The organism is Brachybacterium sp. UMB0905, from assembly GCF_002871795.1.
Taxonomy (GTDB): domain Bacteria; phylum Actinomycetota; class Actinomycetes; order Actinomycetales; family Dermabacteraceae; genus Brachybacterium.
Genome location: NZ_PNHL01000009.1, coordinates 11,646 through 36,071, shown reverse-complemented (window position 1 = coordinate 36,071; position 24,426 = coordinate 11,646). Strand labels below are relative to the sequence as shown.

The following is a 24,426-nucleotide window of genomic DNA, read 5'->3' as shown; positions in this document are numbered from 1 at the left end:
CCTGCCGCCCGGGTGAGCGGGGGAGGAGTCCCGGATGAGCGTGGCGACCCTCGTGCTGAGAGCCCCCTCGGCCAACCGCGTGTACGCGCAGGCCGCGGGGGCTCTCGCACGTGCTGAGGCGCACTGGGTGCTCGGCGCCCACCGCGGAACGCCCCCGCAGCTCACGCAGCGCATGATCGGCGGGATGCCCGCCCTCGAGATCCCGGGCGCGGCAGATCCCGCGACCGCGCACCTGCTGGGAACCCTGTCCGGCGCCCACGGCCTTTTCGAAATCGTCGAGGAGGATGCTGCGGTCCCCGATCGGCCGCTGCTGCGCCCGCTGCCGACCACCGCGCCCCTGCGCCACCCCTCGGACCTCGAGACCATCCTCAAGTACCCCGGCAAGACCAACGAGCAGTTCACCGCCCTGCTGGTGAATCTCGGGGCCGCTCTGTCCGCGCACCGGGACCGCCTCGCGGCAGGGACGCTGGAGCTGCTGGACCCGCTATGCGGGCGTGGCACCACCCTGAACCGGGCGCTGCGCCTGGGCCTCAGCCCCGTCGGCGCGGACATCGACCGCAAGGACGTGGAGGCGTACCGGGCGTTCCTGACCACCTGGCTGCGCGAGCACCGCTACAAGCACAGCGTGAACAGCACGGCGCTGAGGGTGCATGGTGAGCAGCTCGGAGTGCGCGTCGACGCTGAGCTCGCCGAGGACAAGGCCGCTCATCGGGCCGGACGCACCCAGCAGCTGCGCCTTTTGGCCTGCGACACCACCCGCCTGTCCAAGGTGCTGCCGAGCCGCAGCATCGACGCCCTGGTCGCAGACCTGCCCTACGGGGTGCAGCACGGAGCTCGCTCCCGCGATGCCTGGCAACGCTCACCCCTGGAGGTGCTGCGTGCGGCCGCCCCCACGTGGCGGTCGCTGCTGCGCGACGGCGCCGGGCTGGCGCTGGCCTACAACCGCCGCACCCTCGAGCATGCCGCGGCCACAGACGCCCTCGCCGCCGCCGACCTGCGCATCATCAGCCCGGACGGTGCCTTCCGGCATCGAGTGGACGCCTCTATCGACCGTGACGTCCTGCTTGCGATCCCCACCACCCACCCCCAGGCCGAGCAGCTCGCTGCACTCGGCGCCTCTGCGAAGGAGACCCCATGACCGACAACCCCCGCGCCCTGCGCCTGGCCGACCGCATCAAGACCATCGTCGCCACCCAGCTCGACACCCGCGTGAAGGACCCGCGCCTGGGCTTCATCACCATCACCGACTGCCGCGTCAGCGGCGACCTGCAGCACGCGACCCTCTTCTACACCGTGTTCGGCTCCGAGGAGGAGCAGGCCGGCACCGCCGCGGCGCTGCAGAGCGCGACGGGCATGCTGCGTCGCGAGGTGGGCCGCCAGACCGGCGTGCGCCTGACCCCCACCCTGGAGTTCATCCCCGACGCCGTCCCGGAGAATGCCCGCGTGATCGAGGATCTGCTTGCCGAGGCCCGCACCCGCGACGCGGATCTCGCGACCTCCCGCACCGGCGCCGCGTACGCGGGGGAGGAGAACCCGTACCGTGAGCCCCGCGCTGAGGGCGACGCCCTCGACGACGAGGACGCTCGGACCGGCATCGACGCTGAGGACGACGAGCAGGCGTGAGCACTGCCCCGCACGGCATCCTGCTGGTCGACAAGGCGCCGGATCGCACCAGCCACGACGTCGTCGCACGGGCCCGCTGGCTGCTGGGCACCAAGAAGGTCGGCCACGCCGGGACCCTTGATCCGATGGCCACCGGCCTGCTGATTCTCGGCATCGGCCAGGGCACCCGCCTGCTCACCCACCTCGTGGGGCTGGACAAGACATATACGGCCACAATTCGGCTGGGCCAGGCGACCACGACTGATGACCGAGAGGGAGAGGCACTCGGCGAGGCCGTGGATGCCACGGGGCTCGCTGCTGAGCACATCGAGCAGGTGCTTGAGACTCTGCGCGGCGACATCCAGCAGGTGCCCTCCACGGTCAGCGCCATCAAGGTGAACGGTCAGCGCGCCTATGCCCGCGCCCGCGCCGGGGAGGACGTCGAGCTGGCGGCCCGCCCGGTGCGCATCAGCCGCTTCGAGATCACCGCCCGTCGCACCGACGGCCCCTACCTGGATCTCGATGCCGTCGTTGATGTCTCCTCCGGCACCTATGTGCGGGCCCTCGCCCGCGACCTCGGGGCCGCGCTCGGTGTGGGCGGGCACTTGACGGAGCTGCGCCGCACCGGCATCGGCCCCTTCGACGTCGCGGACGGCGTGCACGTGCCGGCCCGCGGGGAGGGCGATGACGTCGAGCTGCCGCTGCGCGGCCTCGGTGAGACCGCCGCGGCTGTGCTGCCGACGCTCGCCGTCGCGGAGCCGAGCGCCCGGGACCTCCGCCACGGCAAGTTCGTGAAGCTGGGGAAGTCGCCGCACGAGCTCGGGGAGTACGAGCAGGTTGCCGCTCTCGACGCGGCGGGACAGCTGGTTGCCGTGGTGAGCCCGGAGTCCGCCGAGCGCTGGCGGCCGGTGCTCGTCATCGCTCCCGAGGCCCTGCAGCCCCCGTCGGCCTGACCCGCGGCGCACAGCCGACGCGCGCAAGAGCGTGACGCGACCCACCGGACGCGCCCGACACGCCGTCCATGCCGCTCGAGTGCACCGATCTGTGCCACCAGCGGCACGTATCGGTGCTCTCGGCGGGGCGGTGCCAGCGTGTCGCCGGGCGACCGGGACGTTCAGCATGTCAGGTCTCAGCGACGGGCCTGCTCAGCGACTCGGCGGCTCAGCCGTGCGGGCCTGCTCAGCGGCACAGCTGCGCGCCGGGCCTGCTCAGCCCCTCAGCTGCGCACCGCGAGCGCTCAGTAGTGCACCTCGACGCGGGTGCCCATGCTCGCCCAGTCGTACAGCCACTTCGCATCGGAGACCGGCATGTTGATGCAGCCGTGCGACCCGGAGTAGCCGAAGGAGGAGCGCCATGGCGCGCCGTGGAAGCCGTAGCCGGCGTGGAAGTACTGCACCCATGGCACATCCGGGGTGTAGTAGTACTTCGGGTGGCCCTCCGGGTAGTACGCCGCGTTGGTCATGTCCTGACGGTCATACCGCAGGTAGATCTCGAAGGAGCCGGTGACGGTCTCATTGCCTTCCTTGCCGTCGACCATCAGGCGCGGGCCCCACACCGGGCTGTCGCCCACGTACGCGGTGACCGTCTTTGCGGTCAGGTCCACGTCGATCCACTTCTCGCCATCGGCAGGAGCATTCGGATCCGGGCTGTCGTCCTCGCCCTCGTCGTCGTCCTGCTCCTTGGGAGCGTCGACCTGCTCGACCTTGGACTCCAGGGTGCGCGTCTCGAATGCGGCCTCGAGCGGCGTGGTGCCCTTCAGCGCGGCGATGAGCTCCTCCGCAACGGCGTCGGTATTCGTGATCTCCAGGCCGTCCTTCTTCTCGGAGACGACCTTGACGACCTCGCCGTCCTCATCCACCTGCTCGATGCCGTCCTTCGGCTCCACCGCGTCCTGATCGGCGCGGGCGGCGACCCACTCGCGCACCGCGTCCTCATCCACGCTCAGCACGAGCTTCGACTCCGCCTTATCGGCGGCGACGGAGAGCCAGCTGCTGCGGCGCTCGGCGCTGATCTCGTGGACGGTGCCGTCGGCGCCGGCGATGGACATCGGCTGCTCGAGAACCTTCTCGATCGTGCCGACGACCTTCTGCGCGTCCTCGGTCGTGATCGCCGGGGCGATCTGCTCGACCGGCTGGTCCACCGTGAAGTCCTCGAGGGAGGCGGCCTGCTGGGTCACCGCGTCCACGAGGGTCTGCGGGTCGATGCCCTGACCGTCCTGGCCGGGGGTGACGTCCCAGGTCTGCTGCTCCTCATTGAAGGCGACGGAGGCGTTCACGGGGCTGGTGCGGTCCTCGGGCACCAGGCCCTTGCCGAAGGCCGCCACGGCCGCCTCGTCCACCGCGACCACGGGCTCCACCGCATGCTCGCCGGACCAGGTCGCAGCGATCGTGGCGGGCAGGGAGTCGTCGCGCTCCACGGCCCGCTGGGCGGTGGCCTGCGCGTCCACGGTCACGCCGAGCTCTGCGAGCGACGCGTCGATCTGCTTCTCGCCAGCGCTCACCGAGACGGTCACCGCCTCGCTGCGCTCGCTGACGAAAGCGGCGATCTCCTCGGGCGTCTGCCCCGCGACATCCTTGCCCAGCACGGTGGTGCCGGGCAGGGCGCGGCCGTCGAACTGCTTGGCGTACGCGTAGGCGCCGCCGGCCAGCACGACGGCGAGAACGGCGAGGACCGCCACGACCACAAGGGCCGTGCGGCGCCCGCGACGGCCGCTCGGGCGGGACGGGCCGCCCAGCGCGGCCGCATCGGTCACGTTCGTCATGGATCCTGCTTCCATTTTCCGGCGGCCGACGTGCTCGCTCGGCGCTGCTGCGCGGCGTGAGCACGGGGGCCCCTCCCCGGGACCGCCTCGCCAGTAAGGGTATCGGAGCGTTCTGTCGCAGGGCAGTGGGATCGCGCCCGATATTGATCACAGGTGTACGACGATCATGATCGTCGGCAGCGCCGTGGCCTATACAGTGGTCCCGGTCGCGACCGGCCCGGTTCGCGACGACGCCACCTGTTCCCGGTGCGTATGCACCCGGCCCCGGAAGGACCAGCCCGTCCCGTGACCCGCCTCCCGCTCTGGCACCATCTGCAGGAGGTGCCCGCCGACCTCGGCGCCACCGCGGTCACGATCGGCAACTTCGATGGCGTCCACCGCGGCCATCGTCACATTCTCGAACAGCTGCAGCGGCAGGCCGAGGTGCGCGATATCGCGCCGGTGGCGATCACCTTCTGGCCCCACCCCCGCCACGTCATGACCGGCACCGTTCAGCCTCCGCTGCTGACCGGACACGCCGACCGCGACCGTCTGCTGCTGCTCACCGGTCTGCGCGGCGTGCTGGACCTCGAGTTCACTCTCGAGTTCGCGCAGCACTCCCCGGAGGAGTTCGTGCGGATCTTCCTCGTGGAGGGGCTGGGCGCCCGCTGCGTGGTGCTCGGCGAGGACGCCCTGTTCGGCCGGGCCAATGCGGGCACCATCGAGACCATGCGCGAGCTAGGGCAGAAGTACAACTTCGATGTGATCACCGTCGGTGAGATGGGCGTGGACGGGGAGGGCACCGGCCGCATCTCCTCCTCCCGCATCCGCACGGCGCTGCTGGAGGGCGATATGCGCACCGCCACCGAGGGACTGGGGCGCCGCCACACCGTCACCGACGTGGTCCACCACGGCTTCCGGCGCGGCCGTGAGCTGGGCTTCCCCACCGCGAACCTGGGGCCCCGCCCCGAGGGCCTGATTCCGGCTGACGGGGTCTATGCCGGGTTCTGCACCGTCACCGCGCAGGATCCCGCCCATGTGGGCACTGCGCCGCTCGCTGGCGCGCCGTGCACCATCTCCATCGGCACCAACCCCACCTTCGCGGATGACGGCACTCCACGCCGCACCGTCGAGGCCTACGTCCACGACGACCATGACCTCGAGCTGTACGGCGACACGCTGCGCCTGGAGTTCGTCCAGCGCCAGCGCGAGACCGTGAAGTTCGACTCCGTGGACACTCTGATCGCGCAGATGCACGAGGACGTCGAGGTGACCCGCCGCACTCTCGCCCTCGAGCCCTCCCGAGGAGAGGTCACGGGCTGATATCCTGCTCGGGCCGTACTTCCGGCCGCGGAGAGCATTCCGCCCCACGGCATCCCGAACCGCAGCGCATCATCGCGCCCCGCGGTGTCCGGATGTCCGCATCACCCGATGCAGCACCCGCCCTGGGCAGGTGCTGGGGCGCGCTCGCCCCAGAGCCCGGGACAGAAGGTCCCGGCGCGCCGCGCAACCGACCCGAGGAGAACCACATGGCCTTCGACACCGCCACCAAGCAGGCGATCATCGATGAGTACAAGACCGGCGAGGGCGATACCGGTTCGCCCGAGGTCCAGGTCGCGCTCCTGAGCCACCGCATCAAGTACCTGACCGAGCACCTGAAGGCCCACAAGCACGATCACCACTCGCGCCGCGGTCTGATGCTGCTGGTCGGTCAGCGCAAGCGTCTCCTGCAGTACCTGCAGGACGTCGACATCGAGCGCTACCGCTCGCTGATCAAGCGTCTCGGCATCCGCCGCTGACACCGATCCGCCGCTCGCCCCTTCGGGCGGGCGGCGGTTTCACTGTGCCGGGCGCGGCTTCGCCCAGCCCGACCACCTGACCATCTCTCACCCTCTTCCGTCCCGACACAGGTTCGGTCCTCGGCAGTGACCTGCGGAGCACGCCCCCATCGGGCAGGCGCGGCACCGCGGGTGAGTGACGAAGGCCGCACCCGACGGGCGGAGCGACGCAAAGGAGAACCTCATGGCCATGGACGGCCCTGATATCACCGCCACCACCGCAGTCATCGACAACGGCTCCTACGGGCGGCGCGAGATCCGTTTCGAGACCGGACGGCTGGCCCAGCAGGCCGCCGGTGCGGTCGCCGTGTACCTCGACGACGACACGATGGTCTTCTCGGCCACCGCCGTCTCGAACAAGCCCAAGGATCAGTTCGACTTCTTCCCGCTGACCGTGGACGTGGAGGAGCGGATGTATGCCGTCGGCCGCATCCCCGGCTCCTTCTTCCGCCGCGAGGGCCGCCCCACCACGGACGCGATCCTCGCCGCCCGCCTGACCGACCGCCCGCTGCGCCCCGCCTTCGTCAAGGGCCTGCGCAACGAGGTCCAGGTGGTTCTCACGGTCATGGCCGTGAACCCCGATGACGCCTATGACGTCGTCGGCATCAACGGCGCTTCCGCCTCCACCCAGATCTCCGGCCTGCCGTTCTCCGGCCCCATCGGCGGTGTGCGCATCGCCCTCATGCCGGACCAGCAGGGCGGCGGCCAGTGGGTCGCCTTCCCCACCTTCTCCCAGCAGGAGGAGGCCGTGTTCTCGATGGTCGTCGCAGGCCGGATGGTCGGCGATGACGTCGCGATCATGATGGTCGAGGCCGAGGCCACCGACAACTCCTGGGAGCTGGTGAAGAACCAGGGCGCGATCGCCCCCACCGAGTCCGTGGTGGCCGAGGGTCTGGAGGCCGCGAAGGTCTTCATCCGCAGCCTGTGCGTGGCCCAGCAGGAGCTGGCCGACAAGGCCGCCAAGCCCGTGCGCGAGTTCCCGCTGTTCCTGGACTACCAGGAGGACGCCTACGGCATCGTCGAGAACGCCGCCACCGAGCGCCTGTCCGAGGTCATGTCGATCGCCGGGAAGCAGGAGCGCGAAGAGCGCACCGAGGAGCTGCTGGCTGAGATCCAGGGCGAGCTCTCCGGTGAGGGCCAGCAGCTCGAGGGCCGCGAGAAGGAGGTCACCGGTGCCTACCGCGCCCTGACCAAGAAGCTCGTTCGCAAGAAGATCCTCACCGAGGGTGTACGCATCGACGGTCGTGGCCTGCGGGACATCCGCGCGCTCTCCGCTGAGGTGGAGGTGCTGCCGCGCGTGCACGGCTCGGCCCTGTTCCAGCGCGGTGAGACCCAGATCCTGGGTGTGACCACGCTGAACATGCTCAAGATGGAGCAGCAGATCGACTCGCTGGGCCCGGTGGATCGCAAGCGCTACATCCACCACTACAACTTCCCGCCGTACTCCACCGGCGAGACCGGCCGCGTCGGCTCCCCGAAGCGCCGCGAGATCGGCCACGGCATGCTCGCCGAGCGCGCCCTGGTGCCGGTGCTGCCCTCCCGTGAGGAATTCCCGTACGCGATCCGCCAGGTCTCTGAGGCGATGGGGTCCAACGGCTCCACCTCGATGGGCTCGGTGTGCGCCTCGACCCTGTCGATGCTCAACGCCGGTGTGCCGCTGCGCGCCCCGGTGGCCGGCATCGCGATGGGCCTGGTCTCCGACACCGTGGACGGGGAGACCAAGTACGCGGCGCTGACCGACATCCTGGGTGCTGAGGACGCCTTCGGCGACATGGACTTCAAGGTGGCCGGCACCTCCGAGTTCGTCACCGCCATCCAGCTGGACACCAAGCTCGACGGCATCCCCGCCTCCGTGCTGACCGGTGCGCTGGCGCAGGCCCACGAGGCGCGCCTGGCGATCCTGGGGGTGCTGAACGAGGCGATCGACGCGCCCGATGAGATGAGCCCGCACGCCCCGCGTGTGCTCGCGGTGACCATCCCGGTGGACAAGATCGGCGCGGTCATCGGCCCCAAGGGCCAGATGATCAACCAGATCCAGGACGACACCGGTGCGGACATCACCATCGAGGACGACGGCACCGTGTACATCGGCGCGACCGACGGCCCCTCCGCCGAGGCTGCCCGCTCCGCCGTGAACGCGATCGCGAACCCGATGGTCCCCGAGGTGGGCGAGCGCTACCTGGGCACCGTGGTGCGCGTGGTGGACTTCGGCGCCTTCATCTCGCTGACCCCCGGCAAGGACGGTCTGCTGCACGTGACCCAGCTGCGCAAGCTCAACGGCGGCAAGCGCGTGGAGAACGTCGAGGACGTCGCAAAGGTGGGCCAGAAGATCGAGGTGGAGATCCGCGAGATCGACGCCCGCGGCAAGATCTCCCTGGCGGTCATCGAGGACGAGAAGTCCGAGGAGAAGCCGGCGGAGAAGACGGTCTCCGAGGATGCCGTGGCCTCCGAGGAGCCCACCGCCGAGTGAGCTGAGGCCCAGGCCTCCCTTCACATTTGTCAGGTCCGGTGGCATGTTCGTTGCGAGCATGCCACCGGACCTGACATTTGTGTATGTGGGGCAAGCGTGGCGCGGGCGGTGCGAGGAGCGCTGGGGGGCAGGTGCGCGGTCTCGATGCAGGGTCTGTGGCCGGGGGGCGTTGTTACGCTCTGGGGAACAGCCGCGCGGCCCCGACACGGTGCCGGTGAGGCGGACGGAGATCCGGGGGTGGGATGACGATGTTCCAGGGGATGGAGACCGAGCAGGGGCGGCAGCACGCCGAGCGGATGCGTGCCGCGCACAGCAGCCTGCAGCAACAGTGGGATGGCCTGCACCAGCAGGTCACCAGCATCGATGTGCACTGGCGGGGGCCGGATGCGGAAGCGTTCACCCAGCAGTGGGCGACCGTGCATGCCGGGGGTATCGAGGTGCTCGAACATCTGCAGGAGCTGGTCCACGAGCTCATCGAGCACGCCCAGCAGCAGGACCAGAGCTCTGCGGCGGATGATCACTGGGCCGGTGCAGCGCCAGGGAGCACGCCCGGTGAGAGGCGTGAAAATGGCCCGCCCTGGATCCCGGGCGCAGCTTTCAACCCCGGTGATGGGGTCACGACGATGAACGACCCCGCTATTCAGAAGGCGTGGGAGGGGATGTCCGATCGTGAGCGCAGAGCTGTGCTGCGCGAGGTGGTCAAGGATGAACTCGAGGCTTATGGGATCAATGCCCGTGGCTGGTTTCCGAGCATCGAGACCCGTTTCTTCCCCGGGTGGATGAACGGCGGGGCCATCTCGCTTCCAACCGGCGTGATCTACCTCAGCAACGATCTCCTGAAGAGCCCGTACGGCTTGCAGATCGCGGCCCACGAGGCCAGGCACCAGGTGCAGTACGAGATGATCCGCCGCACCGATCCCGATCCGTGGGATATCTTGACCGGTGACGACAACAGCGACAAATACGAGCAGGTCGAGCGCGACTACGGCTTCACGCGCGAGGAGATCGAGCAATGGCGCCACGAGTTCAAGGTGTGGAATTACGAGTTTCCCCCGTCTGGTGACCCGAATAATCCCGAGTACCAGGAGCAAATGCAGCGGTATCTGGACCAGCAGGTTGAGGTCAACGCCCGGGAGCGTGAAGACGAGTTCGCCGACGTGTACACCTCCGAGGATCTAGAGCAGGACATGCGCGATGCCGGAGTGCGGTGACGCCGAGGCGCACCCGGGCCGCCGGGGCATGCTCGCGGCGGGTGCGCTGCTCGGTATCGGGCTGCTCGCGGGCTGCGGAGGTCCGATGGCGAGCACCTGCTACGAGGGCGATGTCCCCGCGGATGAGCTGCCCGATACGGGGTTCGAACTGCCCTTCGGGCTCCCCGTCGAGACGTTCCAGCGCAGAGAGCCGCAGCTGATCCCGGGGGCGATCGCGGTGAGCCCCGATGGAAAGACTGCGGTGGCCCTCGAGCCACCCGACCGCAAGTTCCTGGACCTCAGCCGCACGGCGGGAACCACCTACTGGGACGTCGCAAGCGGTCAGATCATCGAGCGTCGCGATGACTGGATGAGCGGGGCGCTCGCATGGCACCCCAGTGGAGAGCTGCTCGCCGTCTCCTCCCAGGAGCGCATCCTGCTGATGAGCCCGGACGGTCAGGCGCAGTGGACCCTCGGGGGACACCAGGAGTCCACCCGCCGCGTCGTCCGTGAGATCCGTGATCTCGCCTTCAGTCCCGACGGCGAGCGCCTGGCATCTCTCAGCACGGACCGCACCGTCCGCCTGTGGTCCGCCGCCCCGGGCACGTGCGATCCCGGCCGGGTCCTCTCCTGGCGGCATCGGCCGATCGCCCTCGCCTTCAGCCCGGACAGCGCGGTGCTCGGCATCCTGCTGGAGGAGGGCGGACTGCTCCTGCATGACGGTCGCACCGGCGAGAAGCTCTCGCAGAGCCCCGGCCAGGAGGTCCAGGGCATGGCCCTCGCCTGCAGCGCCGACGGCGTCTTCGTCATCTCCGATCAGGAGACAGGGACGCTGCGTACCGTCGCGCTCGATGGGACGGTGGCCGACGGGCCCGCGCTGCCGACGAACTGCGGACAGTACGCCGCCGCCGGCCCCGACGGGCAGGTCGTGCTCACCGGCACCGGCAGTGACCTCGCGCTGTGGACTCCGGGGCAGACGGAGCTGCAAGTGCTCACCCCCGAGGTCGACGACTCCGCTCCGAGCCCCATCACCGAACTTGGCCGACCCGCCATCGCCCCGGACGGCACGCTGTACGTCATCTCCCGCTGGCAGGGCATCCTCCGCTTTGACGGCACGAGCTGGGGCACCTTCGAGATGCCGTGAGGCGCACGGCATCTCGTCGGCGCCACCACCCCGTCCGCAGCAGCTCATGGAACAATCGATTGGTGCCTGTGGACCTGATCTATAACGACCCCGCCTCCGACGTCGTGCTCGATGCCACCGCCGGTGTGCGCCGCAGCATCCTGCCCGGCGGAGTGCGGCTGCTGACCCAGACCGACCGCACCGTCCGCTCCGCGACGCTCGGCCTGTGGCTGCAGGTGGGATCGCGCGACGAGACCCCGCAGCATGCCGGCTCCACGCACGTGCTCGAGCATCTGCTGTTCAAGGGGACCGCGCGCCGCAGTGCCCTCGACATCGCCGCGGCTTTCGACGAGGTGGGCGGGGATTCCAATGCGATCACCGCCAAGGAGCACACCCTGTACTACGGGCGGGTGCGCTCCGCGGATCTGCCGATGGCAGTGGACGTGCTGACCGACATGGTCACCGCGAGCCTGCTGCAGGAGGAGGCGCTGCTCACCGAGCGCGAGGTGATCCTCGAAGAGCTCGCCATGGCGGAGGATGACCCGAACGACGTCGGCTACGAGACGTTCCTCGCCGATGTGCTCGGTCCGCAGACGGCACTCGGCCGACCCGTCGGCGGCACCGCACAGACTGTCAGCTCGCTTGACATCGAGGATGTGCGCGCCCATTACGCCGAGCACTATCGGCCCGAGAACCTCGTGGTCACCGCCGTGGGGGATCTCGACCACGATCAGCTCGCCCAGCTCCTGATCGCAGGGCTGCGCCGTGGCGGCTGGGAGCTGACCGACGGCGCCCTCCCGCAGCGCCGCAGCCCCGCCCTGCAGGAGGGACCCGGCCCCGTGAGCACGCCCTCGGACCTGGCCGCGCTGCGTCCGCACCGCCTCACCCGCCCCACCGAGCAGAACCACATCTACCTGGGCGGACAGGGCGTGACCGCCCTCAGCGAGCAGCGCCACACCCTCTCGGTGCTGATGTCAATCCTGGGCGGCGGGATGTCCTCCCGCCTGTTCCAGAACATCCGCGAACAGCGCGGACTCGCCTACACCGTGTACTCCTTCAGCTCCGGGTATCGGGATGCGGGCCTGTTCGGCATGTACGCCGCCTGCCGCCCGGGCCGCACCGCCCAGGTGGTCGAGCTGCTGGCCGCGGAGATGGACCGCATGGGCAGCACTGGCGTCACCGAGCAGGAGCTCACGCGTGCTAAGGGCCAGATCACCGGCTCGTTCGCCCTGGGGCTGGAGGACACCAGCTCTCGGATGGGGCGGCTCGGCACGATCGAACTGGCCCACGGCCGGTACACGAGCGTCGATGAGACCCTGGCCCGCATCAGCGAGGTCACCGGTGAGCAGGTGCGCGAGCTCGCGCAGCGCTTCGCCACCTCGATCAGCACCCGCGTGGAGGTGGGGCCGGAGCACCCGGCCTGACCCCTCCCACCCAGCGCCCCGCCCACGGGCACGCCCGAGCGACCAGACCCACCGTCCCACTCCAGCGCCCGCCCCCGCATCGTTCCCCGCCCCATCGTCCTCAGGAGGATCCGTGACCGCATCCAAGACCAGCACCCCCGAGCAGACCTCCGCCCTGATCCGCGTGGCCGTGATCGGCGCCGCCGGTCGCATGGGCAGCGCCGCCTGCGCCGCCGTGGAGGAGGCCGCGGATCTTGAGCTCGTCGCCCGCATCACCGACGGCGATGACCTCGCGGGTATCACCGCGGCCGGCGCGCAGGTCGCGATCGACTTCACCGTCCCGGCCGTCACCGCCCAGAACGTGGCCTGGCTGGTGGAGCACGGCGTGCACGCGGTCGTCGGCACCACCGGCTGGAGCGAGGAGAAGCTCGATGCCCTGCGAGCCCAGCTCGAGCACGCCCCGGGGATCGGTGTGCTCATCGCCCCGAACTTCGCCATCGGCGCCGTGCTCGCCATGCGTTTCGCCGAAATGGCCGCCCGCTACTTCGACAGCGCCGAGGTGATCGAGATGCACCACCCGGACAAGCTCGACGCTCCCTCCGGCACCGCCCGCCACACCGCTGCCGCCATCGCTCGCGGACGCGCCGCCGCCGGGCTCGGCCCCGTGCCCGATGCGACCGACACCGACCCCGACCACGCCCGCGGCGCGGTCGTGGACGGGATCCACGTGCACGCGGTGCGCCAGCGCGGCCTCGTGGCGCATGAGGTCGTGCAGTTCGGCTCGGCCGGGGAGCAGTTCCTGCTGCGACACGACTCCTTTGACCGCATCAGCTTCATGTCCGGCGTGCTGCTGGGCGTGCGCGAGGTCGCCTCCCATCCGGGCCTCACCGTGGGCCTGGACGGCTACATGGACCTGGGCTGATCTGCCATGCCGAAGGGACTGGGGCCGCGGATCTTCGTGGCCGTCCTGCTGCTGATCACGCTCGCCTACTGCTATGGCCTGGGCTGGATCGCCTGGGGCTTCCTGCGCGCCGGGGGAGTGATCGGCTACGGGCTCGCACTCGGCATCGCACTGCTGCTGGGGCTCACCGTGTGGGTGACCTGGCGGGAGGTGCTGTTCGGACTGGGCACCGCGCGGCTGGCCCGCGAATACACCCCACCCGCAGATGGCGGTGCGCACGGGGCCAACGGGACCGATGGGGGCGAAGGGGCCGACGGGGCAGACGGGGCCGATGGGACCACCGGGGGCAAGGGGGCCGATGGGGCGGTGCCCGCACCCGCGGATCCGCGCGCCGAGTTCGAGGCCGCCCGCGCGGCCGTCGAGGACGGCGGCCAGGACGACTGGCAGGCCTGGTATCGCCTGGGCCTCGCCTATGACGCGCTGCGCGACCGTCGCCATGCACGCATGGCCACCCGTCGGGCCCTCGAGGCACGCGGCCGCTGAGCGACGGATCCCCACCGCGGAGCAGAACGCCGCTGCCACAGGCTTGATACCGTCGAGCCATGCACCCTGCTGTGACGGACGCCACGGATGAGTACCCCTTCGACCTCGGCTCCTACCGCCGTGAGGTCTCCACGACCGACCCGGAGGCCGCTGAGTGGTTCCGGCGCGGGCTGATCTGGACCTACGCCTTCAACCATGAGGAGGCCTACGGCTGCTTCGTGCGCTCGGCGCAGGCAGACCCCGGATTTGCGCTCGCCCACTGGGGCGCCGCGTATGTGCTGGGTCCGAACTACAACAAGCCCTGGGCGGACTTCGATCCCGAGGACCTCGAGCGCTCCCTCGCGCACGCCGCCGAGCACACCCGGCGCGCCCTCGACCTTGCGTCCGATGCGCCCGCCGTGGAGCGCGCGATCATCGCGACGCTCCCGCACCGCTACCCGGTCGAGCAGCCGCCGGCGGGGGAGGACTGGCCGGAGCAGTGGGTGCTCGGCTACGCCGAGGCCTGTCGAGAGCTCTACCGTGATCACCCCGATGACCTCGACGTCATCGCAATCCACCTCGATGCTCTGCTCGGGGTGCGGCCCTGGGAGCTGTGGGATCTGCGCACCGGGGAGCCCGAGCCCGGGGTGCCCACCCTGGAGGCGAAGGACGTCGCGGACCGTGCGCTCGTGGACCCGCAGGCCCGTCAGCACCCCGGCGTGCTGCACATGGCGATCCACCTGATGGAGATGTCCGGCCAGCCCGAGGCGGCGCTCTGGGTGGCGGACTGGGCACGGGATGTGGTGCCCGACGGCGGCCACCTGGTGCACATGCCCACCCATATCGACGTGCTGTGCGGCGACTACCGCCGCGTCATCGAGACCAATGAGCGGGCGGTCCAGGCCGATGAGCGCTACCTCGCCGCGCGCGGCGGGGAGAACTTCTACACCCTGTACCGGGCGCACAACCTGCACTTCGTCATGTATGGGGCGATGTTCCTCGGGCAGAGCCAGAAGGCCATCGACGCGGGGCGGCGCCTTGAACAGACCCTGCCGAAGGAGCTGCTGACGGTCACCTCCCCGCCGATGGCGGACTGGCTCGAAGGCTTCTACCCGATGACCATGCACGCCCTGATCCGCTTCGGCCGCTGGCAGGAGATCCTCGACGAGCCGCTGCCCGAGGACCAGAATCTGTTCTGCACCACCACCGCCGTGATGCACTACGCCAAGGGCGTGGCGAGCGCCGCGCTCGGGGACGTGGAGGCCGCCCGGGACCACCGTCGGCTCTTCCACGCGGCCGTCGAGCGCGTCCCGCATTCCCGCACCGTCTTCAACAACACCTGCCGGGACATCCTCGAGGTGGCCGCGGCGATGCTCGACGGGGAGATCGAGTACCGCGCCGGGAACCACGACGAGGCCTTCGCGCATCTGCGTCGCAGCGTCGAGCTGGACGACTCCCTGCCGTATGACGAGCCGTGGTCCTGGATGCAGCCCACCCGCCACGCACTCGCCGCACTGCTCATGGAGCAGGGCCGCCTGGATGACGCCGAGCAGGTGTACCGCGAGGACCTGGGCTATGAGCCGTCGATCCCGCGCGCGAACCTGCACCCGGACAATGTGTGGAGCCTCCACGGCTACCACGAGTGCCTCGTGCGCCGCGGGGCCGATGAGCTCGCCTCTGTGGTCAAGCGCCGCCTGGACATCGTCCGCGCCCAGGCCGATGTGCCGGTGACCGCGTCCTGCGCCTGCCGCCTGGAGGCCATGGGCCCGACGGCGCGAGCGGCCGCCGGGCCGCTCCCGCTGGGCTTCGCCGCCGCCGCGACAGAGAGCGGCGGATGCTGCACCGGGGATGCATCGGCCGATGAGGGCTGTGACCAGGCCGCTGAGGATACGGACGGTGCCTGCTGCGAGAACCCTCAGGCTTGACGCAGCACCCGCACGGGGTCGATGCGGCTGGTCAGTGCCGTGGGAGCGGCTGCTGCCAGCATCGTCACCACCAGCACCAGCCAGGCGACGGCCAGGTGAAAGCTCCAGCGCGGTGCAGGCAGGAGTCCCAGGTGGTGCATGAGCAGCATCACCGCGGTCCCGGCGGTCACCCCGGTCAGCGTCAGCGCTGCCACATGCGCGAGCGCGATCACGATGATCTGACTTCTGCTCGCCCCGAGCACGCGGCGGCGTCCGATATCGCGCTGATGCAGGAGCGTCCACACCCCCACCAGGATCATGACCACTCCACCCCCGATCACCAGCGCCCCGATGAGCGCTGTGGTGCCGGAGCGGCTGATATCACGGCGGACGGTCTGCGCGGCCTCGCGTGCCTGGGAGCTCCCGTCCACGGTGATCTGCTCTGTGCTCAGCAGGGCGATGGCATCGCGTTCGTGCACGGTCGGATCGGTCCCCGCCGTGCCGATGATCAGCAGGCTGCGCACCTCGATCTGGTCCCCTTCGACCAGCCGGAGAGCAGTGCCGTCCAGCCGCGGGACGTCCTCGGCGCTGGCGTGATACACCCCGCTGACCGGCCAGGTCACGCCGTGAAGGTCCTGGTAGGCGTAGTGCTGCAGGTCCCCGTCGGCGCTCAGCCATGACTCGGGGATGTAGATGCCGGCCGTGCCGCCTGACGGCACCTGGAGCGCGGATTTCCCAGTGCTGAGCACGATGGCAGGGCGTACGGGGACGGGCGGCCCTCCGGGAGCGGTCGCCAGGGGGACCACATCGGCTGCGGGCCCCAACGCGGCGACCACCTCGACATCGCTGCGCTGGGCGTAGGCCGCGAGCGCATCACGGGAGACGGTCACTGGTGTGTCCGCCGTGATCACGGTCGTGCGCAGCGCGGGTGTGGAGAGGTTCTGCTCCACGCGGTGACGCAGGGCATCTCCTTGCCCGGCTGTCGAGTCGATGAGGACGGTGCAGAGCGCGACGAGGGTGAGAACTAGTGCAGAGAGCACCGGGGCGCGGCGGATTTCGCCGAGTGCTTCACGCAGCAGCGTGCGCGCGGACACCGCGGCCCTCCCATCGCAGAATCCGATCGCAGCGGCGCGCAAGCTCTTCGTCATGGGTGACCACGAGAACCGCGGCCTCGTGGAGGTGGGCACGCTCCAGCAGACGCTCCACGACCTGAGATCCGCTGGTGGCATCGAGGTTGCCGGTCGGCTCATCGGCCAGCAGCACAGTTGGGTCCTTCACGAGCGCCCGGCACAGCGCGACGCGCTGGGCCTGTCCTCCCGAGAGGTCGCGCACGGTCGAGCCGGCCTTGGGGGCCATCCCGACGTGCTCGAGGAGCTCGTGCGCGTATCGCGTGGCCTGCGGTGGGGGGATCCCGGCGAAGAGCGCACCTTCGATCACGTTCCCGAGCACGCTGCGGCGAGGATCGAGCATCGCGTCCTGGAACACGAAGCCGATGCTCTGCGCACGAAGCCGACTGCGCTCCGCGTCGCGGAGAGTGTCCACACGCTGGCCGTGCAGAGAGATCCGGCCGGTGTGCGGGGTGAGCATCAGCCCGGCCAGGTACAGCAGGGTGGACTTCCCACAGCCTGATGGCCCCACCATCGCTGTCACCGATCCAGCGGGAATCTGCAGGTGCAGGTCGGCGACCACGGCGGTGTCGTTGCCGGGGTAGCAGTACGTCACGCCATCCAGGTCGATCATCCGGAGCGGTCCTCCGGGGCAACGATCAGCACTTCGCTGCCCGGATCAATACCGCTGACAATCGCCGCGCCACGATCGGCGATCTGCACCGTTACCGGAAGATGGGCGCCCTCGCGCGTGGTGACATAGGTACTGCCATCAGGTTTCTGCCGTAGCGCCGCCACGGGGACGAGCGGCCCGGTGGTTTTCTCGGCAAGGGTGACGGTTGCGGAGAGCCGTTGTCCGTTGCGGAGGGGAGCGCAATCGGAACCGCAGGGCTCCGGCAACGTCACGGGGATCTGGATCCGGCCGTCCTCGAGGGTTGTCGGAGCACCAGTGATGGCGTGGAGCGTCTCGTCCTCGAGTGGCACAGTGACAGGAAGCCCCTCCCGAAACTCAGCAGCGATGTCTCCCTCGGAGTGAATGGCAAAACTCGGTGCTGCCTCGAGCACCTGCGCCACCTCCTGCCCGCTGCTGAGCACGCTGCCGACGTGAACTCCATCGGTAGCTAAGACGCTGGCGGGAAGCTCAGGAACGAAGATCAGCTCGGCGGGAGTGATGATCGCGGCGGCAGGGCCGGTGATGTCGTGCTCGGCGTGCCAGCGGATGACGGCTGTCTCCGTGGCCGGTCCGAATTCGCCGTCGATCGGGACCTCGCGGGGTAGGTGACCCGTGGCACGGAGGAACGTCTGGAGCTGTTCGACATCGCTCCCACTCATGTCGCGCTTCATCTCTCGGAAAGCAGGAACCTTCCCTTCAGCAGCAATGACGGGTTCCTCATTGATCCAGAGAAGCGGATCGCCGACGTCGATCATCTCGTCAGCCACCGGCCGTGTGAGCGTGCCGTCGCGCGGGGCGCGCACCGTGAGCGCGTTGGCGCGCGTCACGGTGACGGCGGCAGGGATGGTGTGCCCGAGCGTCCCTTCGGTGACCGTGACGAAGGTCGGCGGTGGGGGAGAGTCCGCTGCCTCGGTGCGAGTCGCCACGGATGTTGCGGCGAACCACGTGATCACCAGGGCCATCACGATCCCGATGGCGCCGATCACCAGGCGCGGGCGAACGGCGGACATCACCCGCATGTCGCCTGGGCTTCCTCAAGCGCTTCCACCCCGTCATTCTCCGCGACGGAGCCCCACGGATCCCAGGCCGCTCCCTTGGACTCGATCCACGTTTCCCGCGACGGTGGCTCCTCGACTGTGTAGCCCTCGTCGGTGAGGCATTGCGCCTGCTCGACAAGTTCGTCGTACACCGCAGACAGATACTCCGGGTCCGCAGCGGGCGGTGGGCCGATCGCCCCCGCCTTCATCAGCTCCTTCTCGCACAGCTCGTAGACCCGATCGAACTCTTCCTCAGTGACGACGGTGTTGTCATATTGGAAGCCGCCATCGGAGGTGACCTCGATGGGAAGCCCCTCTCGGTTCATGCACTCCCCGATGGCCTCAGCGCGTTCTTCGTAGACGACACTAGGCGGCGTGGAACCATCTGGTGCTTGCCCGCCAGCCTCGTCTGGTGGATTGTCTGAGCAACCTGCGGCCACTGCGAGGATGAGCGTCGCCCCGAAAGCCCACGTCGGTAATCGAAATGCCATTCGTGGATTATGGGGGTAGTCAGCGTGCACAGTAGGCAGATGACTTGTCGTAGCCAAAATACCCCTTACCCCCGGTAATGTAGTACGACGCACTGGGGTATCCGAGGCCGAGGTAGGTGGTACGAACATAGCCGGCATCCGCGTATTTCTTTGTTGTGTTGCGCTGAGTGTGCGAGTGTTCTCCGTCGGCGTAAATCTTTGTGGCCACGGGACTGTCAGTGTTACAGGTCTTAGTGCCCTGCTCGGCCCCCGCGTAAGCATGGGCGGATGCTGCCGATGCTGCCGTGAGGAGCACTGCTGTCATGGCGAAGGTTAGACGACGGCGCATGTGAATCCCCCAAAATCGCTTCTACTTCATCGTGAGAAACTTCGTTGACAGTTGTGCTGTCGGTAGTGACGTTAGTCGGGTGCGGACGGTATCGCAAGTGAACGTTCGGTAAACCAGAAAAGAAGGGAGGGTGTATCGACTTGGGTTGCTGGCGGGATTCGGGGGACCGCGAGTGGTGCGGTGCTAGCTCCGTGCTGTCATCAGTCTGCGCGGAAGCCTTCGCCCCGTCAGCCCCAGCCCAGCGCTCGCAGCCCCGCGGCGGTGGCCGCAGCAGCGATCACCACCACGAGGAACGGCACGCGCCGCCACAGCAGCAGCGCCGCCACCCCCAGGGCCACCAGGCGCGTATCGAGCTGGAGGGACTGCCCGCTGGTGGCGGCCTGCGTGGCCACCAGCGCACCCAGCAGCGCGATCGGCAGCAGCGTGGTGATCCGGGAGATGCGCGGACGCTCGAGCACCTCCGGCGGCACCTGGTAACCGATCCACTTCTGGACGAAGGACAGCGCCGAGGCGGCGAGCACCGCGATCCATAGCAGGCTCATCGGGCCTCCTTCCCTCGGTCCCCTCGGATCCCATGGTTCCCGTGCTTTCCATGCTGGGGCCGACGGGGATCCGGCCCGGCCCGCAGCCCCGCCACCACCGCGACCAGCGCCGCCGCTAGCACCGGCAGTCCCGGCGGCAGCAGCGGCGTGGTGATGAGCGCGATGAAAGCCGCCGCCACCGCGATCGCCACCGCATCCCGGGAGCGCAGGCGCGGCCACAGCAGGGCGAGGAAGGCAGCGGCCGCTGCCGCGTCCAGTCCCCAGGCCGCCGGATCCGCTACATGCTGACCGGCCAGCGCCCCCAACAGGCTGAACAGGTTCCAGAAGATATACACCGCCACCCCGGCCGCCCAGAACCCGGCCCGACGGTGGGCGGGCGTCGTCCCGGTGGTGGCCAGGGCTGCGGACTCGTCGATCGTCAGCTGCGCTCGCAGCAGCCCGCGCACCCCGCCGCGCGGCAGGGAGGGCGCCAGCATCAGGCCGTACAGGGTGTTGCGGATCCCCAGCAGCAGCGCCGCGAGCGCCGCCCCCATGGCGGAGCCACCGCCGCCCATCACGCCGATGAAGGCGAACTGGCTGCCGCCGGTGAACATGATCAAGGACAGCACCATCGCCTGGGCGACGCTGAGGCCGGAGGCGGTGGCGAGCGCACCGAAGGAGATGCCGTACAGTCCCGTCGCGATCCCGATTCCCAGGCCCGTGCGGCGGATCCGGCGCAGCTGCGCGGCCGGGAGCTGCGCGGACTCGGGCAGGTCAGCGCTATCGGGCGTCGGGTGCGGGGAAGTGGTCATGATGGCGGCCACCCTAGGGTCCCCGCACGGCGCTGCGTCGCGCGTGTCCACGGCCCGATATGGGATCCTGCCGGTATGAGCACCACGTCGTATCCCACCGCCGCGAACGGCCCGGACCTGCCGCTGCGCACCCAGGCCCTGCTGCTGGACATGGACGGCACGCTGATCGACTCCGGCGACGCCGTGGAGCGGGCCTGGAACCAGCTGCTGCAGGAGCTCGGCGGCGGCCTCACCTTCTCCCACGCCATGCACGGCAAACCCGCTCGACAGACGCTGCGCGAGCTCTACCCGGACTTCAGCGAAGAGCAGATCACTGCCGCGCACCGCCGCATCGAGGAGCTCGAGATCGCGGACGTCGCCGGGATCGAGGTGCTGCCCGGCACGCAGCGGCTGCTCGGCGAGCTTGATGCCGCCGCCGAGCAGCTGGGGCGCCCCACCTGGACCGTCGTCACCTCCTGCACCCGAGAGCTGTTCACCGCCCGCTGGGAGCGCACCGGTCTGCCTGAGCCCGCGCACACCGTCACTGCCGACCAGGTCACCCGCGGCAAGCCCGACCCCGAGCCCTACCGTGTGGGCGCCGAACGCCTCGGCGTCGAGCCTGCGCAGGCCGTGGTGATCGAGGACGCGGTGGGCGGCCTCACCTCCGGGCGCGCCGCCGGCTGCCCCACCATCGCGGTGACCAGCACCACCCCCGCCGCGGAGCTCGCCGACCTCGCGGGCGCCCTGATCACCTCCCTGGATGACCTCGAGGTGCACGTGGACTCCGAGGACCTGCTCGTCACCCGCCGCGGCGGCTGAACCTCACAGACCCCGCCGCGGGGCTGACGGGGTGGGCGTTGATAGGCTCGACCAGCCCTCCCGCGCGAGGCGCGCAGTCAGCCCCGTCGGCCCCCACCCCGTCGGTCCCGGACCCGCTGCCGCGCGGTACGGAAGCGGCATCACGTCCCCCTCGAAAGGACTCGCCCCATGTGCGGAATCGCCGGCACCTACGGCTTCGGTGACCTCACCGAGGACATCGCCCGACGGATGAACTGCGCCCTGGCCCACCGTGGCCCCGACGGCGAGGGCATCCACGTGTCCGGTGACGTGGGCCTGGCGCACCGTCGGCTCTCGATCATCGACCGCGAGCACGGCGCCCAGCCGATGACCACCGCTGATGGCCGCTACACGATCGTCTACAACGGCGAGACCTACAACTACCTGCCGCTGCGCGAGGAGCTCGAGGGCCTGGGCCATCAGTTCCGCACCGCCTCCGACACCGAAGTGCTGCTGGAGGCCCACGCCCAGTGGGGCATCGAGGCCTACGACCGCTTCAACGGCATGTTCGCCTTCGCGATCCACGACGCCGAGGCCGGCAGCCTCGCGCTCGCCCGCGATCACTTCGGCATCAAGCCGCTCTACTACTGGGTCGACCCGGAGATCGCTGAGGGCGAGACGCCGCGCGTGCTGTTCGGCTCCGAGATCCGCTCCCTGCTGGCCGCGAAGGTGTTTCAGGCCGCGCCCGATGACCGCGCCGTCTACCGCTACCTGAAGTTCCGCGTCCAGGACGATGACGCGCAGACCTTCTTCGCGGGCGTGCGCCGCCTCATGCCCGGCCAGGTCCTCACCATCACCCGCGACGGCGTGGAGCTCGCCTCCTACACCCGCCTGCAGGAGGAGCTGCGGGAGATCGCCCGGCAGCCGGGCCGCCCCTATGACGAGTCCGTCGTCGCCGAGTACCGCGAGCGCTTCGAGCAGGCGGTGCAGCTGCGCCTGCAGTCCGAGGTGCCCGTCGGCACCTCCCTGTCCGGGGGCCTCGACTCCTCCGCCGTGGCCGCTGTGATCGCCCGGCACCTGCGCGAACAACCGCAGGATGAGTCCTTCGCCGCCGTCGGTTCGCGCCAGAACACCTTCTCCGCCGTGTTCCCCGGTTCCCGTAACGACGAGGAACGGTACGTGGATGCGCTGCTGGAGGACTACTCCGGGCAGATCACCGCCCACAAGATCCACCCCCAGCCGCCCGCCTTCCTCGAGGACCTGCGCGACTTCGTGCGCACCCAGGAGGAGCCGATCATCTCCACCGGCCCCTACGCGCAGTACGCGGTGATGCGCGAGGCCAGCCAGCACGTGACCGTGCTGCTGGACGGCCAGGGCGCCGACGAGATGATCGCCGGGTACAACCCGTACTTCTACGTCTACCTGCGCCAGCTGCGCCGCCAAGGCCGCTTCGCCGAACTTGCCAAGGAGATGGCCGGCTCCCGCGACATCCTGCGCAAGCTCGCCAAGGTCCGCTTCTCCGGCCGCACCGAGGTGCCGATCGAGGCGCTGCTGAACAACGAGTTCGTGGCCGCCCACCAGCACGAGAAGGTCACCTCTGTGCAGGATGACCTCAAGGAGCGGCTGCTGGAGGACACCTTCCGCTCCTCCCTGCCCTCGCTGCTGCGCTACGAGGACAAGAACACAATGCGCTTCAGCATCGAGGGGCGCGTCCCGTTCGTGGACAAGGAGCTGCTGAAGTTCCTGTTCTCCCTGGATGAGTCCGCGATCATTCACCGCGGCTGGAACAAGCGGATCCTGCGCGAGGCCATGGACGGGATCCTCCCGGACATGATCGCCCGGCGTCGCAACAAGATCGGCTTCACCACCCCGGAGAGCGAATGGTTCCGGGCGGTCGCCCCGCAGCTGCGCGAGATCTTCGCCTCCGAGTCCTTCGCCTCCCGCCCCTACTTCGAGGCGCAGTCCGTCGTCGCTCTGTTCGACGATTACATCGCCCATCCTGAGAACTACGGCACGCTGATGTTCTGGCGCCTGCTGAACGTGGAGCTGTGGATGCGCACCTTCTTCGACGACGCCGACGGGGCCGGACGCGCCCTCGGCGACGACGCCGCGGATCCGGCGCCCGCCCCGGTCATCGCCCCGGCGGTGGAGCCCGCGGAGGGGGAGCCTGCCGAGCAGGAGTCCGCGGCGGAGGAGATCGCCCCCAAGAGCGACTATGTCGCCAATGAGGGCAAGGAGCTGGACCTGGTCTCCGCAGCCGACGGCCACACCTGGCGGCGCTTCCCGCTGCAGACCGAGCTGGTGGACAAGGACACGGACCTCACCGCGCTCGTGCGCGGCCACGTCGAGCGCTTCGCCGCCGACCTGCCCGCCGATGCCCTGCCGGACGGCGCCCCCTGGTACTACGTGATCAGCGAGAAGATCATCGCGATCACGCAGGGCCGCTCCTGGTTCACCTGGGAGATTCAGCCCCGCCGCAGCGCCCGCCTGCTCAGCCGCTTCGTCACCCGCACCCCGGCCGGCATCGGCCTGGGCGACCCCACCACCATGGAGCTTGCGATCCGCGAGGTGGGTCTGCCGCGCATCCTCGCTGCCTCCGCCGCCGGGGCGGCCGGGAAGCTGGTGCGCCGCAAGGGCCTGTTCTACGAGGTCGTCGGCGCGAACGTGCGCGCGATCGACGGCCCCACCCCGTACTCGGCCTTCCCCTCGAACGTCTCCGCGAAACTGCCGCCCAAGGATCCCGACGGTGTATCCGCGCAGCTCTCGGCCGCGATCCGCGTCGCGGACCTGCCTCAGTCACTGAAGGAGTCCTTCCGCGGCACCGTGGTGATGGATGCCAACGACATCGGCCGCAATGTGCTGGGATCCGATGTGGATGTCCCCGCCGCGCAGCTCGAGGCGACCTTCGCTGACAACCCCCTGGGGCAGGGCCGCCAGCGCACCCCGATGGCGATCCTCGCGGACCTCGGGAGTGCGTCGCAGCGCTGACGCCAGAGGAGACCGGACTAG

At 69.6% G+C, this 24,426-nt stretch carries 21 protein-coding genes; 14 read left to right on the top strand and 7 right to left on the bottom strand.

Features of this window, described 5'->3' with window-relative positions:
- Positions 1-34 precede the first annotated feature (34 nt).
- The 3 genes from CJ197_RS09975 to truB are packed head-to-tail and all read left to right on the top strand — an operon-like array spanning position 35 to position 2,555.
- Positions 35-1,138 (top strand): TRM11 family methyltransferase, encoded by a 1,104-nt coding sequence (locus CJ197_RS09975; protein WP_102236604.1) that lies wholly within the window; start codon positions 35-37, stop codon positions 1,136-1,138.
- Entirely contained in the window at positions 1,135-1,623 is a 489-nt protein-coding gene (gene rbfA / locus CJ197_RS09970; protein WP_102236603.1) for a 30S ribosome-binding factor RbfA, read from the top strand. The genes CJ197_RS09975 and rbfA overlap by 4 nt, the downstream gene beginning before the upstream one ends.
- Positions 1,620-2,555 carry a tRNA pseudouridine(55) synthase TruB gene (gene truB, locus CJ197_RS09965; protein WP_233190827.1) on the top strand — a complete coding sequence of 312 codons (936 nt, stop codon included), beginning with the start codon at positions 1,620-1,622 and terminating at the stop codon, positions 2,553-2,555. The genes rbfA and truB overlap by 4 nt, the downstream gene beginning before the upstream one ends.
- Positions 2,556-2,839: 284 nt before the next feature.
- On the opposite strand, the gene CJ197_RS09960 is transcribed toward truB, so the two are convergent.
- The gene (locus tag CJ197_RS09960) at positions 2,840-4,363 is read right to left on the bottom strand and encodes a L,D-transpeptidase family protein (protein WP_102236602.1); all 1,524 of its coding nucleotides are present in this window, start codon (positions 4,361-4,363) and stop codon (positions 2,840-2,842) included.
- A gap of 285 nt (positions 4,364-4,648) precedes the next feature.
- Here CJ197_RS09960 and CJ197_RS09955 point away from each other — a divergent pair, with 285 nt between their 5' ends.
- The 9 genes from CJ197_RS09955 (at position 4,649) to CJ197_RS09915 (ending at position 15,714) form a co-directional block, all read left to right on the top strand.
- Entirely contained in the window at positions 4,649-5,665 is a 1,017-nt protein-coding gene (locus tag CJ197_RS09955; RefSeq protein ID WP_102236601.1) for a bifunctional riboflavin kinase/FAD synthetase, read from the top strand.
- Positions 5,666-5,871: 206 nt separating this feature from the next.
- Positions 5,872-6,141: a 30S ribosomal protein S15 gene (rpsO, locus tag CJ197_RS09950; protein ID WP_102236600.1), complete on the top strand. Its 270-nt coding sequence runs from the start codon at positions 5,872-5,874 to the stop codon at positions 6,139-6,141.
- 229 nt (positions 6,142-6,370) lie between these two features.
- The gene (locus CJ197_RS09945; protein WP_158239435.1) at positions 6,371-8,650 is read left to right on the top strand and encodes a polyribonucleotide nucleotidyltransferase; all 2,280 of its coding nucleotides are present in this window, start codon (positions 6,371-6,373) and stop codon (positions 8,648-8,650) included.
- Positions 8,651-8,910: 260 nt separating this feature from the next.
- A complete protein-coding gene (locus CJ197_RS09940; protein WP_158239434.1) occupies positions 8,911-9,861 on the top strand; it encodes a WXG100 family type VII secretion target in 951 nt (316 codons plus the stop codon).
- Positions 9,862-9,946: 85 nt separating this feature from the next.
- The gene (locus CJ197_RS09935) at positions 9,947-10,984 is read left to right on the top strand and encodes a WD40 repeat domain-containing protein (protein WP_146007748.1); all 1,038 of its coding nucleotides are present in this window, start codon (positions 9,947-9,949) and stop codon (positions 10,982-10,984) included.
- 62 nt (positions 10,985-11,046) lie between these two features.
- On the top strand, positions 11,047-12,387 hold the full coding sequence (locus CJ197_RS09930) for a pitrilysin family protein (RefSeq protein WP_102236596.1): 1,341 nt from the start codon (positions 11,047-11,049) through the stop codon (positions 12,385-12,387).
- Positions 12,388-12,499: 112 nt separating this feature from the next.
- Positions 12,500-13,288 carry a 4-hydroxy-tetrahydrodipicolinate reductase gene (dapB, locus tag CJ197_RS09925; protein ID WP_102236595.1) on the top strand — a complete coding sequence of 263 codons (789 nt, stop codon included), beginning with the start codon at positions 12,500-12,502 and terminating at the stop codon, positions 13,286-13,288.
- Positions 13,289-13,294: 6 nt separating this feature from the next.
- A complete protein-coding gene (locus tag CJ197_RS09920) occupies positions 13,295-13,810 on the top strand; it encodes a hypothetical protein (protein WP_146007747.1) in 516 nt (171 codons plus the stop codon).
- A gap of 59 nt (positions 13,811-13,869) precedes the next feature.
- Positions 13,870-15,714: a M48 family metallopeptidase gene (locus tag CJ197_RS09915; RefSeq protein WP_102236594.1), complete on the top strand. Its 1,845-nt coding sequence runs from the start codon at positions 13,870-13,872 to the stop codon at positions 15,712-15,714.
- Here the strand turns inward: CJ197_RS09915 and CJ197_RS09910 are convergent.
- From CJ197_RS09910 to CJ197_RS09885, 6 genes are all read right to left on the bottom strand, one after another.
- On the bottom strand, positions 15,705-16,787 hold the full coding sequence (locus CJ197_RS09910; protein WP_102236593.1) for an ABC transporter permease: 1,083 nt from the start codon (positions 16,785-16,787) through the stop codon (positions 15,705-15,707). The genes CJ197_RS09915 and CJ197_RS09910 overlap by 10 nt on opposite strands.
- Positions 16,762-17,433, bottom strand: a complete 672-nt coding sequence (locus CJ197_RS09905) for an ABC transporter ATP-binding protein (protein ID WP_102236592.1) — start codon at positions 17,431-17,433, stop codon at positions 16,762-16,764. The genes CJ197_RS09910 and CJ197_RS09905 overlap by 26 nt, the downstream gene beginning before the upstream one ends.
- The gene (locus tag CJ197_RS09900; RefSeq protein ID WP_102236591.1) at positions 17,430-18,491 is read right to left on the bottom strand and encodes a peptidoglycan-binding domain-containing protein; all 1,062 of its coding nucleotides are present in this window, start codon (positions 18,489-18,491) and stop codon (positions 17,430-17,432) included. Before CJ197_RS09900 ends, CJ197_RS09905 begins: the two co-directional genes overlap by 4 nt.
- The gene (locus CJ197_RS09895) at positions 18,482-18,835 is read right to left on the bottom strand and encodes a hypothetical protein (RefSeq protein ID WP_102236590.1); all 354 of its coding nucleotides are present in this window, start codon (positions 18,833-18,835) and stop codon (positions 18,482-18,484) included. Before CJ197_RS09895 ends, CJ197_RS09900 begins: the two co-directional genes overlap by 10 nt.
- A gap of 720 nt (positions 18,836-19,555) precedes the next feature.
- Positions 19,556-19,870 (bottom strand): AzlD domain-containing protein, encoded by a 315-nt coding sequence (locus tag CJ197_RS09890; protein ID WP_102236589.1) that lies wholly within the window; start codon positions 19,868-19,870, stop codon positions 19,556-19,558.
- The gene (locus tag CJ197_RS09885; RefSeq protein WP_102236686.1) at positions 19,867-20,661 is read right to left on the bottom strand and encodes an AzlC family ABC transporter permease; all 795 of its coding nucleotides are present in this window, start codon (positions 20,659-20,661) and stop codon (positions 19,867-19,869) included. The genes CJ197_RS09890 and CJ197_RS09885 overlap by 4 nt, the downstream gene beginning before the upstream one ends.
- 75 nt (positions 20,662-20,736) lie before the next feature.
- On the opposite strand from CJ197_RS09885, the gene CJ197_RS09880 reads away from it, so the two are divergent.
- Together CJ197_RS09880 and asnB are read left to right on the top strand one after the other, a co-directional pair.
- Entirely contained in the window at positions 20,737-21,459 is a 723-nt protein-coding gene (locus CJ197_RS09880; protein ID WP_102236588.1) for an HAD-IA family hydrolase, read from the top strand.
- Between the two features lie 168 nt (positions 21,460-21,627).
- Positions 21,628-24,405 (top strand): asparagine synthase (glutamine-hydrolyzing), encoded by a 2,778-nt coding sequence (asnB, locus tag CJ197_RS09875; RefSeq protein WP_102236587.1) that lies wholly within the window; start codon positions 21,628-21,630, stop codon positions 24,403-24,405.
- Positions 24,406-24,426: the final 21 nt, after the last annotated feature.

Coding starts and splice junctions, on each gene's coding strand:
- CJ197_RS09975 (WP_102236604.1), top strand. CDS start 35: ATGAGCGTGGCGACCCTCGTGCTGAGAGCCCCCTCGGCCAACCGCGTG.
- rbfA (WP_102236603.1), top strand. CDS start 1,135: ATGACCGACAACCCCCGCGCCCTGCGCCTGGCCGACCGCATCAAGACC.
- CJ197_RS09960 (WP_102236602.1), bottom strand. CDS start 4,363: ATGACGAACGTGACCGATGCGGCCGCGCTGGGCGGCCCGTCCCGCCCG.
- rpsO (WP_102236600.1), top strand. CDS start 5,872: ATGGCCTTCGACACCGCCACCAAGCAGGCGATCATCGATGAGTACAAG.
- CJ197_RS09945 (WP_158239435.1), top strand. CDS start 6,371: ATGGACGGCCCTGATATCACCGCCACCACCGCAGTCATCGACAACGGC.
- CJ197_RS09940 (WP_158239434.1), top strand. CDS start 8,911: ATGGAGACCGAGCAGGGGCGGCAGCACGCCGAGCGGATGCGTGCCGCG.
- CJ197_RS09935 (WP_146007748.1), top strand. CDS start 9,947: ATGGCGAGCACCTGCTACGAGGGCGATGTCCCCGCGGATGAGCTGCCC.
- CJ197_RS09920 (WP_146007747.1), top strand. CDS start 13,295: ATGCCGAAGGGACTGGGGCCGCGGATCTTCGTGGCCGTCCTGCTGCTG.
- CJ197_RS09915 (WP_102236594.1), top strand. CDS start 13,870: ATGCACCCTGCTGTGACGGACGCCACGGATGAGTACCCCTTCGACCTC.
- CJ197_RS09905 (WP_102236592.1), bottom strand. CDS start 17,433: ATGATCGACCTGGATGGCGTGACGTACTGCTACCCCGGCAACGACACC.
- CJ197_RS09900 (WP_102236591.1), bottom strand. CDS start 18,491: ATGCGGGTGATGTCCGCCGTTCGCCCGCGCCTGGTGATCGGCGCCATC.
- CJ197_RS09895 (WP_102236590.1), bottom strand. CDS start 18,835: ATGAACCGAGAGGGGCTTCCCATCGAGGTCACCTCCGATGGCGGCTTC.
- CJ197_RS09890 (WP_102236589.1), bottom strand. CDS start 19,870: ATGAGCCTGCTATGGATCGCGGTGCTCGCCGCCTCGGCGCTGTCCTTC.
- CJ197_RS09885 (WP_102236686.1), bottom strand. CDS start 20,661: ATGACCACTTCCCCGCACCCGACGCCCGATAGCGCTGACCTGCCCGAG.
- CJ197_RS09880 (WP_102236588.1), top strand. CDS start 20,737: ATGAGCACCACGTCGTATCCCACCGCCGCGAACGGCCCGGACCTGCCG.
- asnB (WP_102236587.1), top strand. CDS start 21,628: ATGTGCGGAATCGCCGGCACCTACGGCTTCGGTGACCTCACCGAGGAC.